General features: G+C 62.5%; 11 protein-coding genes and 2 pseudogenes. 3 read left to right on the top strand and 10 right to left on the bottom strand.

Annotation, left to right across the window (positions count from 1 at the left end):
• Positions 1–11 precede the first annotated feature (11 nt).
• Complete coding sequence (locus ERL55_RS00315) at positions 12–3,455, top strand: serine/threonine-protein kinase (RefSeq protein WP_129134647.1); 3,444 nt, start codon at positions 12–14, stop codon at positions 3,453–3,455.
• Complete coding sequence (locus ERL55_RS00310; RefSeq protein WP_129134646.1) at positions 3,448–4,854, top strand: phospholipase D-like domain-containing protein; 1,407 nt, start codon at positions 3,448–3,450, stop codon at positions 4,852–4,854. Before ERL55_RS00315 ends, ERL55_RS00310 begins: the two co-directional genes overlap by 8 nt.
• Before the next feature lie 252 nt (positions 4,855–5,106).
• On the opposite strand, the gene ERL55_RS00305 is transcribed toward ERL55_RS00310, so the two are convergent.
• The 3 genes and pseudogenes from ERL55_RS00305 to ERL55_RS00295 all read right to left on the bottom strand — a co-directional run bounded on the left by ERL55_RS00305 (position 5,107) and on the right by ERL55_RS00295 (position 6,836).
• Positions 5,107–5,361 (bottom strand): hypothetical protein, encoded by a 255-nt coding sequence (locus ERL55_RS00305; protein ID WP_129134645.1) that lies wholly within the window; start codon positions 5,359–5,361, stop codon positions 5,107–5,109.
• A pseudogene (locus ERL55_RS00300) lies at positions 5,358–5,750 on the bottom strand (SOS response-associated peptidase family protein); the annotation flags it as partial. The pseudogene ERL55_RS00300 and the gene ERL55_RS00305, both read right to left, overlap by 4 nt.
• Before the next feature lie 117 nt (positions 5,751–5,867).
• Complete coding sequence (locus tag ERL55_RS00295; RefSeq protein ID WP_129137124.1) at positions 5,868–6,836, bottom strand: IS5 family transposase; 969 nt, start codon at positions 6,834–6,836, stop codon at positions 5,868–5,870.
• A 793-nt stretch (positions 6,837–7,629) separates the two neighbouring features.
• Here ERL55_RS00295 and ERL55_RS00285 point away from each other — a divergent pair.
• Positions 7,630–7,992: a hypothetical protein gene (locus tag ERL55_RS00285; protein ID WP_129134643.1), complete on the top strand. Its 363-nt coding sequence runs from the start codon at positions 7,630–7,632 to the stop codon at positions 7,990–7,992.
• Positions 7,993–8,170: 178 nt separating this feature from the next.
• Here the strand turns inward: ERL55_RS00285 and ERL55_RS00280 are convergent, their stop codons facing one another.
• The 7 genes and pseudogenes from ERL55_RS00280 to arsH form a co-directional block, all read right to left on the bottom strand.
• Entirely contained in the window at positions 8,171–9,139 is a 969-nt protein-coding gene (locus tag ERL55_RS00280) for an IS5 family transposase (protein WP_129137124.1), read from the bottom strand.
• A 47-nt stretch (positions 9,140–9,186) separates the two neighbouring features.
• Positions 9,187–9,753 (bottom strand): hypothetical protein, encoded by a 567-nt coding sequence (locus ERL55_RS00275; RefSeq protein ID WP_129134642.1) that lies wholly within the window; start codon positions 9,751–9,753, stop codon positions 9,187–9,189.
• Positions 9,754–10,013: 260 nt separating this feature from the next.
• A pseudogene (locus ERL55_RS00270) lies at positions 10,014–10,139 on the bottom strand (IS3 family transposase); the annotation flags it as partial.
• Positions 10,140–10,169: 30 nt separating this feature from the next.
• Positions 10,170–11,063: a universal stress protein gene (locus tag ERL55_RS00265; protein ID WP_206733335.1), complete on the bottom strand. Its 894-nt coding sequence runs from the start codon at positions 11,061–11,063 to the stop codon at positions 10,170–10,172.
• 11 nt (positions 11,064–11,074) lie between these two features.
• Positions 11,075–12,502, bottom strand: a complete 1,428-nt coding sequence (locus ERL55_RS00260; RefSeq protein ID WP_129137122.1) for a SulP family inorganic anion transporter — start codon at positions 12,500–12,502, stop codon at positions 11,075–11,077.
• A gap of 334 nt (positions 12,503–12,836) precedes the next feature.
• Complete coding sequence (arsC, locus tag ERL55_RS00255) at positions 12,837–13,256, bottom strand: arsenate reductase (glutaredoxin) (RefSeq protein WP_129134641.1); 420 nt, start codon at positions 13,254–13,256, stop codon at positions 12,837–12,839.
• Positions 13,257–13,266: 10 nt separating this feature from the next.
• Entirely contained in the window at positions 13,267–14,097 is an 831-nt protein-coding gene (gene arsH, locus ERL55_RS00250; RefSeq protein ID WP_129137121.1) for an arsenical resistance protein ArsH, read from the bottom strand.
• Positions 14,098–14,136: the final 39 nt, after the last annotated feature.

Genomic DNA, 14,136 nt, shown 5'->3' with positions numbered 1-14,136 from the left:
GGTTGCCGCGCATGTCGCAACCAAGGACGTTTGCCGATCGCTATCTGCTGCTGACCGAGCAGATCGAAGGCGGTACAGCAACGCTGCATAAGGCCTTTGACCAGCAATCGCATGCAGTCGTGGCTCTGAAGGTCTTCACTGAGCAGGGCCGCGACCCCGCCATCGTCAACGAAATCTGGCACCGTGAACATAGCGCGCTTGGTCAACTGACCCACAACGGCATAGTGCAGATGCTCGACGCGGGGCGTTGTGCGCTGACCGGTCAGCGCTACATCGCGCTCGAATGGATCGACGGACAGACTCTCGAACAGCATCTCGCTGCCGCAGGGCCGATGGACTGGCCGACGTTCTACCAGCGCTACGGCGAACCGCTCCTCGACGCACTCACTTATGCCGCCGAACGCAACATCGCCCATCGCGACCTGTCGACCGGCAATGTCCTGATCACGCCGACCGGCGTGGTAAAGATCATTGACTTCGGCCAAGCCAAGCTGGCCAGCGTCGGCATCGGTCGTACGCTTATGGGGTGGCGTACGGTTCCGTACTGTCTGCCCGAAGAAGATACCGGCACTTACACTCTCACGCGCGACCCATATGCGTTCTGTGCTATTGCGCTGCGCGCGATGAATGGCCATCCCCTGGCTAATCATGAAGAGCTGTATGCCGCGTTACCCGGGCTATCGCTACCGCCGGGCGAGCGCGCGGCAATCGGACGGGCCCTAAGCCGCACGCCGAGCGAACGCTTTGGCACACTTATCGAGTTTGTCGAGGCCCTGCGCGGCGGCACCGGACCAGCCTGTGACGAGCCGGACCGACTCCGCATTGCGCTGCGCTTCATCGCCAGTGTAAGCGAGCAATTGTATGCCCCCGTTGACGCCGAAGCGAACCCGCTAGAGCAGCTGCTGGCCGAGCTCAGCGAGGTCGTGGCCGTGTCGGCCGTGGGCACCGTTGCCGATGCCACGATAGCGATGGAAACGCCCTCGTTCCGCCTCGCCGCCTCGCTCGACAGCAGTCGCGAGCATCTGGTGGTTACCAGCCTCGTGCGAAAACGCTTCCGCCTCGAGGCGTTGTTTCAATCGGACCGCTGGTTGCTACAGGCCGATTTCACCGATCAGCTACCCAGACAGTCGCTCGCGAAACAGGCCGCCCGCCGTGATATGCAGACGTTGTTCGCCGGCCTCGATGCGCATCTGCACGAGCTCAGCCAGGCCCAGCGCCACGACCCCGATCACGCCTTCGCCGAGTGGTCCAACTTGCTCGAGGCGCTGCGTCACATCGCCCGCCATGGCGTGCCAGCGCTGCGCTACAAGACTGTCGAACGTGACGGCGCGCGGCTGTTGGCGAGCGTCGAGAATCCGGAGGACGCCGTCGAAGAGCAGTTGCGGGTCATCTCTGTCAACGGGACCTGGGTGTTTCGTGGCGAGGTGGAAGCGGTGCGTGGGGCCCAGTGCGTACTGCTGTCGACTCGCCCGCACATCGATCTGGAACGGATCCCAAGCAAGGGCACGCTCGATATCGACTGGGCCCAGACCCGTGTGGCGCTGGATCGGCAAGCGCGCGCACTCGACAAGTTCAAGGCCGGCGAGACCCCCGGCGCCCGCCTGCGCGCCCTACTCGTCGGTGCCGACACCGGACCCAGCGAACCCTCTTACGAACCGGTCGCACGCTTCTTCGATCATGGCCTCGACGACGCCAAGAAGACGGTCGTGTCGCGCTTCGCCGCTGGTGCCGACCTGATCGTGACTCACGGTCCCCCCGGCACCGGCAAGACAAAATTGATCGTCGAGCTGATTCGACAGGAGCTGGCGCGCAATCCCGACGCCAGGATCCTGCTTGCCTCGCAAACCCACGTAGCCCTCGACAATGCGCTAGAACGTTTGCTGCGCGCCGACCATGACATCTCCTGTGTCCGTATCGGCAGCGGCTCCAAGGAAGCGGACCCGCGCGTGGAAGCGTGCTGCCTCGATCAGCGCAGCCTCGCCCTGCGCGACCAAGTCACTGCATCCTCGCAACGCTTCTTGCAAGACCAGGCTGCCGATAGGGGCATCGACCGCCATGAGGTCGAGCTTGGCCTCGCCGTGCTCGACCTCATGGGCGCGCGCGAGCAACTCGCGAGGATCCAGGCCTCCCTGACCGAGTTGGAGGAGGAAGCGCAAGTCTTGGAAGCGCAGATCGCAGCCGAGTCGTCCATGGCGACTCACGAGCGTAGCGACAAGCTGCTGCGCGCGGGGGTGCTCGAAGACGAGCTGGAACGGATCCGCGGCGACGATGTCCTCGCGCGTAGCACCATCGAGGCCGCTCGGCAGAAGTTGGTGGGACTGGGAAAGGATGGCGCCCAGCTGGCGACCCACTCCGATGCGGAGTTGCGCGAATGGTCGCAGTTGCTGCTCGGCGATCCCCAGCGCGAGGCACTGGGACAGCTGATGACGTTGTCTGAAGACTGGCGCATGCGCTTTGGCCAGTCCGACGATTTCAACGCGGCGATCATCGCGTCGTCCTCGGTCGTCGCGGGCACCTGCGTTGGGTTCTGTCGCGAGGAGGCTGCGTTGCGCACGGTGTTCGACCTGTGCATCGTCGACGAAGCCGGGAAGGCCACGACCACCGAACTGTTGGTGCCCTTGGCGCAGTCGCGTCGCGCCGTCCTTCTCGGCGACCACCACCAGCTTCCCGCCGTGCTCGATCACGCGCTCCGGTCCGAGGAGCTGCAGGAGCGGTTTGGGCTGAACCAGCAGCAACTCGATGAGCAGCTGTTCGAACGACTGACTAAGGACCTCGGCGACGGATGCAAGGCCGCCTTGACCGAGCAGCACCGCATGCGCGGCGAGATTGGCCGGCTCGTTAGCCGGTGCTTCTATGACGACAACCTCAGCGAAGGTGCATCCACCGCCGACCGCGAAATTGCGGACCTCGCTGTGGCCGGACTCGACCGCGAAGTAGCCTGGCTCGATCCGTACTCCGGCACTGATAAGGCCTACGAGGAGCGAACACGCGGGACCAGTTACGAAAATGCCCGCGAGGCACAGGCGATTGTCGCGCTGTTAAAGCGCATACAGTTCGCGCTGACGCGCAGTGGCCGCCCGCCCGCTTCCTGGCCGACTATCGGTGTCATATCCGGCTATGCCCCACAGGTCACTTTGATCCGCAACGAGATTCGCAAGGAGCGGGACCTCGACCGCCTGACCATCGACTGTGCGTCGGTGCATGCATTCCAAGGGCGCGAGGTGGACATCTGCATCTATTCGGTCACACGCAAGAACAGCCGCGGCCAGATCGGCATGCTGTCCGACTGGCGCCACCTCAATGTGGCCTTGTCGCGCGCTCGTGACTATTTGGTGATCGTGGGCGATCTTGAGTTCTGCCGTACGGTAAAGGGGCCAAACCCATTTCAGCGCCTCATCCAGTTCGTCGAGCAAGAGTCGACCGAATGCGTGATCAAGGGGTGGGACCATGAGTGACCTAGAGGCCATCGCCCAACGGCTGGATCGACGCGACGGGCAGCGCCTTGTCGCTTACCGCGAGGTCGGCCTGCCAGTGTTTCGGGTCAACTGCGCCGTCACCCTCCAGGAGGCCGGTAAGCTGGGCGCCATCGAGGAGTTCATGCTCAAGTCGATTGCGCGCGGTGTCGATTCGATCCGCGACCTCGAGCGATTCCTCGGCCTGCCATCCAAGGTAGTGATTTCGCAGCTTGGCCAATTGGCATTCGAGAACGCCGTGGTAGCGCTTGGTGGCGAACCTGTTCGTTACGCCCTGACCGCGGAAGGGACACGGCGGCTTGCGACAGCGGCTTCCTTCGTGTTGGTGCGTCAGCGCATTCCGGTTTACGTCGATGGCATCACCCGCCAGCTAGTGGCTTTGGACCATCGCGAGCTATGGACGAGCAAGCAGCTCGACCCGGTAGGCGTGTTACCCCCGGTGGAGCGGCGCATGCCCCGTGCCGCCGATATCGACCTGGCCCAAGTAAACCGGGTGACCGCACTGATGGCCAAGGTAGGCAGCCCAAGCCAACGCGCCGTGCGCCTTGATGCGGTGGTCGGCAAGCCTACCTTGCTGTTTCGTCGAGCTCTGGCCGCGGGCTTCAAGTCAAGCGACGGACGCCGGATCTCGATCGCCTTCGCTATAGACGGACGCCCGTCTGTCGAGCACGAGATCGCCTATGAGCGCAGCGGCGTGGCGCCAAAATCACCGTTGTTTGCAACGTTGTTTGACGCGGACAAGCGTCGCCGCGAAGTGCAGGCGGTGGCGCGGGAACTCCGTCGAGACCTCCATGTCGTCGAGGATGCCTCCACTGCGTCTCTCGACAGGCGCCCGCTCCTCACCCTGGCAGGCGCGAACGCCGTCAGCGTGACATCAGCCAAGGTGCGGGTTTTGGGTGTGTACGATCACCCGCCATTGCTTCGCGATGCGCTGGAACGCGCTAAGACCCGTCTATTGATTGTCTCACCGTGGATTCGCGCCGCCGTAGTCGACAAAGCTTTCATCAAGCGCCTTACGGTCTGCCTGGACCGCGGCGTGGAGGTGATCGTGGCCTATGGCATCGGTCGCGACGATCCGGGCGAGCGCGATGCGGACAGGCAGGCACGTGAGTCACTGGAAGCCTTGGCGACGTCCTTCAAAAATTTCCGCTTAGTGCGCAAGGGCAACACTCACGCCAAGGTGTTGTTGGTCGACGACGCGTACTTCGTCACGACCAGCTTCAACTGGCTGTCGTTTCGCGGAGACCCAAATCAGCCGATGCGCGAGGAAGAAGGCACCCTAGTCGAGGACTCCTCCGCGGTAAACGCTTACTATGCTTCGTTGATCGCACGGCTGCCGCGTGATCCGTTGGTGTCTGCACCGCATCGCGCGCCGAGGTAATGAGGGACAACCTACAGTCGGTTTCTGCAGCGGCATTACGAGCAGGAGCGGCCCGCAGAAGCGGGTGAGGCTCGGAAGGCTCCAAGCCATAAACTCGTCAGTCGCTGCATGCAAATGTCCGCAAAGGGTCGTTTGCCGCCGTTGACTGGCGTGCCCTTCCGACACATTCCGGGCGTCTGTACGACTATGAAATGCCGGCTAGTCCGCTGGCTAGTTCGGACTCAACGTCGAGGAGGCCGCTGGTTTCCGGAGTCAAGGCGTATCCATCATTGAGTCAGTGTCCAGTTTCCCAACATGGGACGCGCAGAACGGATCCAGCGCGTCTTGGATCATGCGCAGGGCGGCTTTCTGACTGTCGGTTGCGTCGGGTTGCTGTAGCGACTGCATCATCGATCCGAAGCGCGAAAGGTAGTGGTCCCAGAACGTTTCGTAGGTGTTGCTGCGATCGTAGGCAGCAATGAAGCTCAGAGCTTCGGCGGCAACCTGTGATGCGTCTTGGATGGTCATGCGGCCTCACGGTGCTCATAGTAGGGATGTCGCTTGTCGTCGAAGATCGCGTACAGCGCCGTCAAGTTCCCAGCGTCTGGGTTGAGCCAGGCGTCGATGTGCTCAGGCTTGATGTTGATGATCGTCCGATCGTGGCCCGCCGCAGCGACCTCCGGCTCGGGCTCGTCGGTGATGGCTGCGAATGACAGTAGATCTGGTTCCTGGCCCCGTGGGTCGATCCAGTGCGACCACAGGCAGGCGATCAACATCGGCTCGCGGTCGCGCGGGGTGAATGCCAGTATCTTGGTCTTGCCGTCCGGACCTTCAACGTTCTCATAGAACACGTCGGCGACCATGAGGCCGTGGGTGTAACCGAACTGGTCCTTCCAGAACCCCTCTAGGGAAGGTCTGATCAAAGCGCGCTGATGCTTAGATTTCAGCGCCAAGGCGCCTGATCGACCTCGATGTGATCACTTTCTCGCCATTTCTGGCGCTTTTTTACGGGTTTCCCCGTCCAACGGACGGATTTAGCCCGTCGGCAGCAACAGACGTCGCCGCGCCATCCACAGATTCGACAGCGCGAACAGCGTCAGCACCTGCGCCGTGTTCTTCGCCAAGCCGCGGTAGCGCACCTTGGTATAACCGAACTGCCGCTTCACCACCCGGAACGGGTGCTCAACCTTCGCCCGCAGGCTGGCCTTGAAGTGCTCCCAGCGCTCGGCGTACTTGCGCTCGCGCTTGTTCTTCAGCGCTCGCAACTTCGAGGGCTTCTCCGCGATCCAGAACGCAGCCTCCACGTCTTGCAGCTCCTCGCGCTTGTCCGCGCCGGTGTAGCCGCTGTCGCCGCAGATCGTATCTTCCTTGCCGTGCAGCAGCTTGTGCACCTGCGTCACGTCATTCACGTTCGCCGCCGTGCACTCCACGTGGTGCACCAGGCCCGACTCCTCGTCCACGCCAATGTGCGCCTTCATCCCGAAATGCCACTGGTTGCCCTTCTTGGTCTGGTGCATCTCCGGGTCGCGCTCGCCGCCCCTGTTCTTAGTCGAACTCGGTGCCGCGATGATCGTCGCATCCACGATCGTGCCCGCCTTCAGGCTCTGGCCCTTGCGCGCCAGATGCGCGTTCACGCGCTCCAGGAGCTGCCGCGCCAGATCATGCGTCTCCAGCAGCCGGCGGAAGTTGAGGATCGTGGTCTCGTCCGGGATGTTGTCCAGCCCGCCCAGGCGGGCAAAGCGGCGCATCACCGGCATCTCGTACAGCGCCTCTTCCATGCCCGGGTCGCTCAGCGCGTACCACTGCTGCAGGAAGTGGATGCGCAGCATCGTCGCCAACGGGTACGGCTGCCGGCCGCGCTGGCCCATCTTCGGGTAGTGCGGTGCGATCAGCGCCAGCAATGCGTTCCACGGCACCACCTGCTCCATCTCCGCCAGGAAGACCTCGCGCCGCGTCTTCTTGCGCTTGCCCGTGTGTTCCGCGTCCCCGAAGCTCAGCTGCATCGTCGTCACCCGTCGAACCTTGCGCTATTGTCGCCGAAGGGATTTGTTCAGAGCATCCTTAGCTCGTCTGGCTCCTCAGCTAGAGTCAGCCGCAGCTTGGGCCAAGCGAATCGCCACGCCAGCAATTCAATCCTTGGCTCGCCGGTTCGGGGCCTAACAATGCGTTCAAGCCGAAGCCGCTTCGTTCCGCAAAGCACATGGCAGGTACAGCTTGCCATGTGCTTGGCTCCACTGCGCGTCTCGGCTAAACTTAGGTGTTAGACCACACACACCATCAACGCAGATTCTTATGAAAATCATCGGTTCCCTCGCTATTTCTTCAATCTTCCTCCTCTCCGCTTGCGCAAGCTATCCGGAAGGGCAAGAGGACGCCCGAGCATCGGCAGTGGCACCCTCCACGTCCGCTGTGCATAGCTATCGCTGCGAGAGCGGAGAGACCATTGCCGCAACCTACCCCTCAACCGACTCAGCTACAGTCCAGTACAAAGGTAGTACCTACAACATGCAAATCGCGGTTTCTGGCAGTGGCGCACGTTACGTTGGTGGCGAACTGGAATGGTGGACAAAGGGTTCTGGCACGGGATCTGAGGGCACGATCTTCCGCCATAACGCTGATGGCACGACTGGGGACAGCGTCGAGGTTTGTATAGCGTCGTAAGTGTGGTCTAACAATTCGTTCAAGCCGAACGCGCTTCGCTACACCAACAACATGGCAGGCAGAGCTTGCCATGTTGTTGGCTCCGCTACGCACGCCGGCTTAACTCAAGTGTTAGGGCTCATAGGGAGGTTCACGGTGCTCATAGAACTGCTTCTTGCAACTCAGCTAGCTTCAGCCGCTATGGGTTTCGATCAAGCCAAGGCTTTGGCTGATGACAATGAGGCAAACCTCCCCAAGGAGATCAGCTCTCAACTGTTGCAAGCGCAAGGCAACGCGCTCGGATCAGCCATGGTCACGTGCGGCCGTCCCGGCATGGACCTTTCGGCGTTTACCGTAGTTTTCTCCCTCAATGCTGACGGCCCGGTGGCAGAGAGCTGGCGCACGGGTGAAACACCATTGGCCCAGTGCGTGCACAAGGCAATATCGGCATCCGGCCTTGCTGGACAATGGCCGACACCCTTCTACACGTCAATAGAGCTGTCGTTCAATGAGCCCTAACAATTCATTCAAGCCGACGCCGCTTCGCGGCGCGGCTTAATTCAGGTGTTAGGGAAGGTCTGATCAAAGCGCGCTGATGCTTAGATTTCAGCGCCAAGGCGCCTGATCGACCTCGATGTGATCACTTTCTCGCCATTTCTGGCGCTTTTTTACGGGTTTCCCCGTCCAACGGACGGATTTAGCCCGTCGGCAGCAACAGACGTCGCCGCGCCATCCACAGATTCGACAGCGCGAACAGCGTCAGCACCTGCGCCGTGTTCTTCGCCAAGCCGCGGTAGCGCACCTTGGTATAACCGAACTGCCGCTTCACCACCCGGAACGGGTGCTCAACCTTCGCCCGCAGGCTGGCCTTGAAGTGCTCCCAGCGCTCGGCGTACTTGCGCTCGCGCTTGTTCTTCAGCGCTCGCAACTTCGAGGGCTTCTCCGCGATCCAGAACGCAGCCTCCACGTCTTGCAGCTCCTCGCGCTTGTCCGCGCCGGTGTAGCCGCTGTCGCCGCAGATCGTATCTTCCTTGCCGTGCAGCAGCTTGTGCACCTGCGTCACGTCATTCACGTTCGCCGCCGTGCACTCCACGTGGTGCACCAGGCCCGACTCCTCGTCCACGCCAATGTGCGCCTTCATCCCGAAATGCCACTGGTTGCCCTTCTTGGTCTGGTGCATCTCCGGGTCGCGCTCGCCGCCCCTGTTCTTAGTCGAACTCGGTGCCGCGATGATCGTCGCATCCACGATCGTGCCCGCCTTCAGGCTCTGGCCCTTGCGCGCCAGATGCGCGTTCACGCGCTCCAGGAGCTGCCGCGCCAGATCATGCGTCTCCAGCAGCCGGCGGAAGTTGAGGATCGTGGTCTCGTCCGGGATGTTGTCCAGCCCGCCCAGGCGGGCAAAGCGGCGCATCACCGGCATCTCGTACAGCGCCTCTTCCATGCCCGGGTCGCTCAGCGCGTACCACTGCTGCAGGAAGTGGATGCGCAGCATCGTCGCCAACGGGTACGGCTGCCGGCCGCGCTGGCCCATCTTCGGGTAGTGCGGTGCGATCAGCGCCAGCAATGCGTTCCACGGCACCACCTGCTCCATCTCCGCCAGGAAGACCTCGCGCCGCGTCTTCTTGCGCTTGCCCGTGTGTTCCGCGTCCCCGAAGCTCAGCTGCATCGTCGTCACCCGTCGAACCTTGCGCTATTGTCGCCGAAGGGATTTGTTCAGAGCATCCCTAGGTTGTCGCGCCGGGCGTTATAGGTCCCCGGGAACTTCCGATCGTAGAAGGCCGGCTTGCCGGCCGGACGGCACTGGTAGCGCATGGGGCGGATGACCCGCTCGCCGCCCTCGGACACCAGGACATGGCAATAGCTGCCCGGATAGATGCGCTGATCGCTGTCCTTGGGCTCCGTCCGCTTCAGGGTCGCCAGGCGTGTCTTGATCTGGTCGAGCTTGTTGCTCCCGATCCGCACATCCTCTTGCGCCTTCTTGGTCGTCTTGGTCTGGAGGGCGCGCTGGCCGTCCGCGACCCGCTTGCGCTGGGCGAACAGCTCGGCCTCAAGCGCGGCCGTCTCCCGGGCGTCCCATTGCCGGATCAGGTCGGCGACCTCAGGCGGTCCGTCCCGGAGAAATCCAATGTCCATTGCACGAGGGGTGCGCGGCCTCCGGGCGTACGGATCCATCCCTTCGTCCAGCCAGTACAGGCGGACGTACTCCTTGACCGTCATCTTGGACCCGGTCTCGCGCTGGAACTTCCGGTGTTCGGCGCGAACCATCGAGGAATAGCACATGGGAACCTCCGGACGAAGCATGAGCGTAGCGCGTCGCAGCCAGCGAGACCGTGAGGGCTAGGCTTCTGCCCATGCCCCGCCACACCCCACCCAACCCCTACCGCGAGATCAAGCTCGGGGAGCTGGCCGACGCCCTCATGCGCCGGGCAGGCGACCTGCTCGACGGGACACAGGTGGGACGCAGGGATACCGCGTACATGCTCATCCGGGCCAGCCACACCCTGCGGCCGGACCAACGCTTCCCCAACTCACCCGGGGTTCTACCCCGAAATCACGGACGGTTGTAAAAGGGTTGAGAACTTCTGGTCGTGCCTGGCCACCCTTCGTCGCATCCTCGGATTGTGGAACCGCTCGATGTATTCGAACACATCGGCCCGTGCGGCATCGCTATGAGGCCTTGCCGTGAACCGAGGCGCTCAGCGCAACAGCAGGATAGGTATGCGACAAGTCCGCAGCACGCTCGTCGTGGTACTGCCAACGATCAGTTGCCTTACACGCGAATGGCCATAAGCACCCATTACCAGTAGGTCAACGGACTCTTCCTTCACCCGTCGTGAAATGACCTCTTCGGGATCACCGGCCTCCACGAGTCCGCGGTTGCCCAAGCCGGCGCGTGTCAGTGTCGACAGCGCCCATTCAAGGCCCTGGCTCGCTGCATCACTTTCCTTGCCGACGGTAAGTACATCCACGTTCATGCCGCGGAACAACGGACTGCCCGCCACCATTTCGATGCCCTTCCGTGTGGTCGGGCTGCCGTCGAACGCAAACAGGATCTTGGAGACCTCTGTGTACGCTCTGGAAACCACGAGCAGCGGGCGGTGAACCGCACGGACAGCCCGCTCGACTTGGCCCCCTAGATGCCCTTTGGCAAAATCCGCGTGCTCGCCGCGTTTACCCAAGACAAAAAGGCGGACGCTCGCTTCCTGCTCGGTCAACGCGTCAACTAAGGCGCCGTGACGGAGCTTTGTCTCGGCCTGGATACCGTGAAACTCCTGTGCGATGGCCTGCGCATGCTTGAGCAACAGTCGACCACGCTCCTGGGCGAGCTTGCTCTTGGATTCATCCAGCGATGCCAGTTCCTTCATCAGGGCATCCAGCGCGCCGAGAGCGAGGCTGCCACTCAGATCCTTGCTTTCCGCGTGTTCCGGGTGACGATCCAGTACATGGAGATACTCCAAGGGGGCGGCTAGCCGGCGCGCGGCCCAAGCTGCGTAGTGGGCCACACTCTCGCTGTAGACAGATGGATCGATGGCGGCAAGAACCTTGCCGCCGATATTCAGATGCGCCTGCCCGATCAGTTGTTCCGACATCAGTTCGCTCCTCAGTGACCCATGAGCCGTTCAACGGCATCGGGCTTGTCGTGCACACCCAGGCGATCCACTAGCGTCGCGCTGGCTTCATTCAGACCCAGGATCTCCACCTCCGTGCCTTCGCGCCGGAACTTCACTACGACCGTATCCAGAGCGCCCACCGCGCTCAGATCCCAGAAGTGGGCACGACCGACATCGATCCGTACGCGCTCAAGCGCCTCGCGGAAATCGAAGCCAGCAATGAACTGGTCTGCCGATGCGAAGAACACCTGTCCCGTTACGGTGTAGTGCCGCACGCGGCCATCTTCGTGGGAGGTCGAACCGATATGGAGCACCTGACCCACCTTACGGGCGAAAAACAGCCCGGACAGCAGTACGCCGGTCAGGACACCCTTGGCCAGGTCGTGGGTGAACACCGTTACGACGACCGTGGCAATCATCACCACGCTTGATGTCCTGGGGTTGGTCTTCAGTGCCGCGAGCGATCCCCAGCTGAATGTACCAATGGACACCATGATCATCACTGCGACCAGCGCCGCCATGGGAATCTGTTTCACCCAAGGGCCAGCGAAGACCACCAGCATCAGCAGCACCACGCCTGCGGTGAGGGCGGAGAGGCGGCCACGGCCGCCCGATTTCACGTTGATGACCGATTGGCCGATCATGGCGCAACCCGCCATGCCGCCTATGAAACCGGACGCGATGTTGGCAACGCCTTGGCCCATGGCTTCTCGATTCTTATCGCTCGGCGTGTCAGTCAGATCATCGACGATCTTGGCGGTAAGCAGTGATTCCAGCAGTCCCACGACGGCCAGCGTGGCCGAGACGGGAAGGATAATCCTCAGCGTATCGAGGTTCAGCGGAACATCCGGCAGCAAAAATACGGGCAGGCTGTCTGGTAACTCGCCCATGTCGCCGACCGTGCGGATGTCGAGCTTGAGCAGGAGGGCGACAATGGTCAGTACCACAATGGCGACGAGAGGAGATGGAACTGCCTTCGTCACGCGCGGGAACAGATAAATGATGGCCAGGCCGGCAGCGGTCATCGCATACACGGTCCAGGGAACATTCGTCAGCTCCGGCAGCTGCGCAAGGAAGATCAGGATTGCGAGGGCATTGACGAAGCCCGTGACCACGGACCGGGATATGAAGCGCATCACCGACCCGAGTTTCATCGCGCCGGCAATCATCTGAAGAACGCCGGTCAGCAACGTGGCTGCAAGGAGGTACTGAAGACCATGCTCCTTGACGAGGCCAATCATGAGTAGCGCCATTGCGCCGGTCGCTGCGGAGATCATTCCTGGCCGACCACCGGTAAAGGAAATGACGACCGCGATACAGAAGGACGCGTAGAGGCCGACTTTTGGATCGACACCCGCGATGATGGAGAACGCGATGGCTTCGGGAATCAGTGCGAGGGCGACGACAACGCCGGCCATCAGATCGCCGCGAACATTCCCGAGCCAATCCTGGCGCAGGGTAGAGAGATTATTCAAGGGAGATAGTCCAATACGCTTCGGCACACACCGAAGGAACACTGTGAAGGGATACAGCAGCACCAGCCCGCCATGGCAGGCAGTCTCTTTTGTCGAGATTTAGGGCGGCGTCATCACAGGAATTGGACTTAAATGGCCCGAAGATCACTTCGGCAAGTGTGCGAGCTTAACATGGCACGCATGTCGCGCGGACTGCTTCGATGCCTCAACCTAGAGGCCTGCGTGGCGGGAATAATCACCGGGAGGATCCCGAAGTTGGGTGGGGGCCTCAAACCCGTCAATGAACGCGCCGCCCGCTCTCGTCGATGACGACCTCGCCGTCCTCCTTGGTGAACGGACGGGTCACCGGCGGCAGGAGATCGAGCACGACCTCCGAAGGTCGGCACAGCCGCGTCCCCATCGGCGTTTCCACGAAGGGCCGGTTGATCAGGATCGGCTCCGCCAACATGGCATCGAGCAGTTGCTCGTCCGACAGGGTCGGATCGTCGAGCCCAAGCTCCGCGTACGGCGTGCCTTTCTGCCGCAGCGCATCGCGCACGCTCAAGCCCGCGGCCGCGATCAGCTCGATCAGACGCTCGCGTGTGGGTGGAACCCGCAGGTACTCGATGACCGTGGGCTCGATGCCGGCGTGGCGGATCAGTGCCAGCGTGTTGCGCGAGGTGCCGCAGTTCGGATTGTGATAGATCGTGGCGTTCACGTCCTGCTCCTCAGCTGCAGGTGGAAGTTGTCCCGCAGCAGGCGGCGCGGACAGGCCGTGCGACGTCGGTACTCGATGTGCTCGCCGGCGAGGCTTCTGCCGGCGCGATCACCGTAACCGAAGGGGCGGTGACCGCCCCGGAGGCCTCGGCCAGCGTGGCTGCGGCCAGGTCGCCCTTGCGTTCGCTGTAGCGGCTGGTCAGATAGTCGCTGCGGTCGCGCACCAGCAGGGTGAACTTGACCAGCTCCTCCATCACGTCGACCACGCGGTCGTAGTACGGCGAGGGTTTCATCCGGCCGCCGTCGTCGAACTCCTGCCAGGCCTTCGGCACGGAGGACTGGTTGGGGATGGTGACCATGCGCATCCAGCGGCCGAGTTGGCGCAACGCATTGACCACGTTGAACGACTGCGAGCCGCCGCACACCTGCATCACCGCCAGGGTCCGGCCCTGGGTGGGACGCATCCCTGCCTGCTCCAGCGGCAGCCAGTCGATCTGGTTTTTGAACACGGCCGTCAGGGTGCCGTGTCGCTCCGGGCTGACCCAAACCTGGCCCTCGGACCACTGCGACCACGCGCGTAGCTGCTGCACCTTGGGGTGGTCCGCGTCCACGCTGTCCAGCATCGGCAGGTCGTGCGGATCGAACACCCGGGTTTCCGCGCCGAAGTGGCGCAGCAGACGCTCGGCTTCCAGCGCGAGCTTGCGGCTGTAGGACTGTGGGCGCAGCGAGCCGTACAGGATCAGGATCCGCGGCGGGTGCGTGGCCCCGTCCGCGCCGAGCTTGTCGTGGGCAGGAATGTCCACGGCCGCTGGAGCCAGGTTGGCGAGATCGGATGTTGTCATTGCCGTTGCTTCGTTCGGTTTCATTCCAGTATTCTAGAA

Source organism: Luteimonas sp. YGD11-2, from assembly GCF_004118975.1.
Classification (GTDB): domain Bacteria; phylum Pseudomonadota; class Gammaproteobacteria; order Xanthomonadales; family Xanthomonadaceae; genus Luteimonas; species Luteimonas muca.
This window is presented reverse-complemented; position numbering and strand designations above follow the sequence as displayed.

Coding starts and splice junctions, on each gene's coding strand:
- ERL55_RS00265 (WP_206733335.1), bottom strand. CDS start 11,063: ATGTCGGAACAACTGATCGGGCAGGCGCATCTGAATATCGGCGGCAAG.
- ERL55_RS00260 (WP_129137122.1), bottom strand. CDS start 12,502: ATGGCCGGCGTTGTCGTCGCCCTCGCACTGATTCCCGAAGCCATCGCG.
- ERL55_RS00305 (WP_129134645.1), bottom strand. CDS start 5,361: ATGACCATCCAAGACGCATCACAGGTTGCCGCCGAAGCTCTGAGCTTC.
- ERL55_RS00310 (WP_129134646.1), top strand. CDS start 3,448: ATGAGTGACCTAGAGGCCATCGCCCAACGGCTGGATCGACGCGACGGG.
- ERL55_RS00315 (WP_129134647.1), top strand. CDS start 12: ATGTCGCAACCAAGGACGTTTGCCGATCGCTATCTGCTGCTGACCGAG.
- arsH (WP_129137121.1), bottom strand. CDS start 14,097: ATGACAACATCCGATCTCGCCAACCTGGCTCCAGCGGCCGTGGACATT.
- ERL55_RS00275 (WP_129134642.1), bottom strand. CDS start 9,753: ATGTGCTATTCCTCGATGGTTCGCGCCGAACACCGGAAGTTCCAGCGC.
- ERL55_RS00280 (WP_129137124.1), bottom strand. CDS start 9,139: ATGCAGCTGAGCTTCGGGGACGCGGAACACACGGGCAAGCGCAAGAAG.
- ERL55_RS00295 (WP_129137124.1), bottom strand. CDS start 6,836: ATGCAGCTGAGCTTCGGGGACGCGGAACACACGGGCAAGCGCAAGAAG.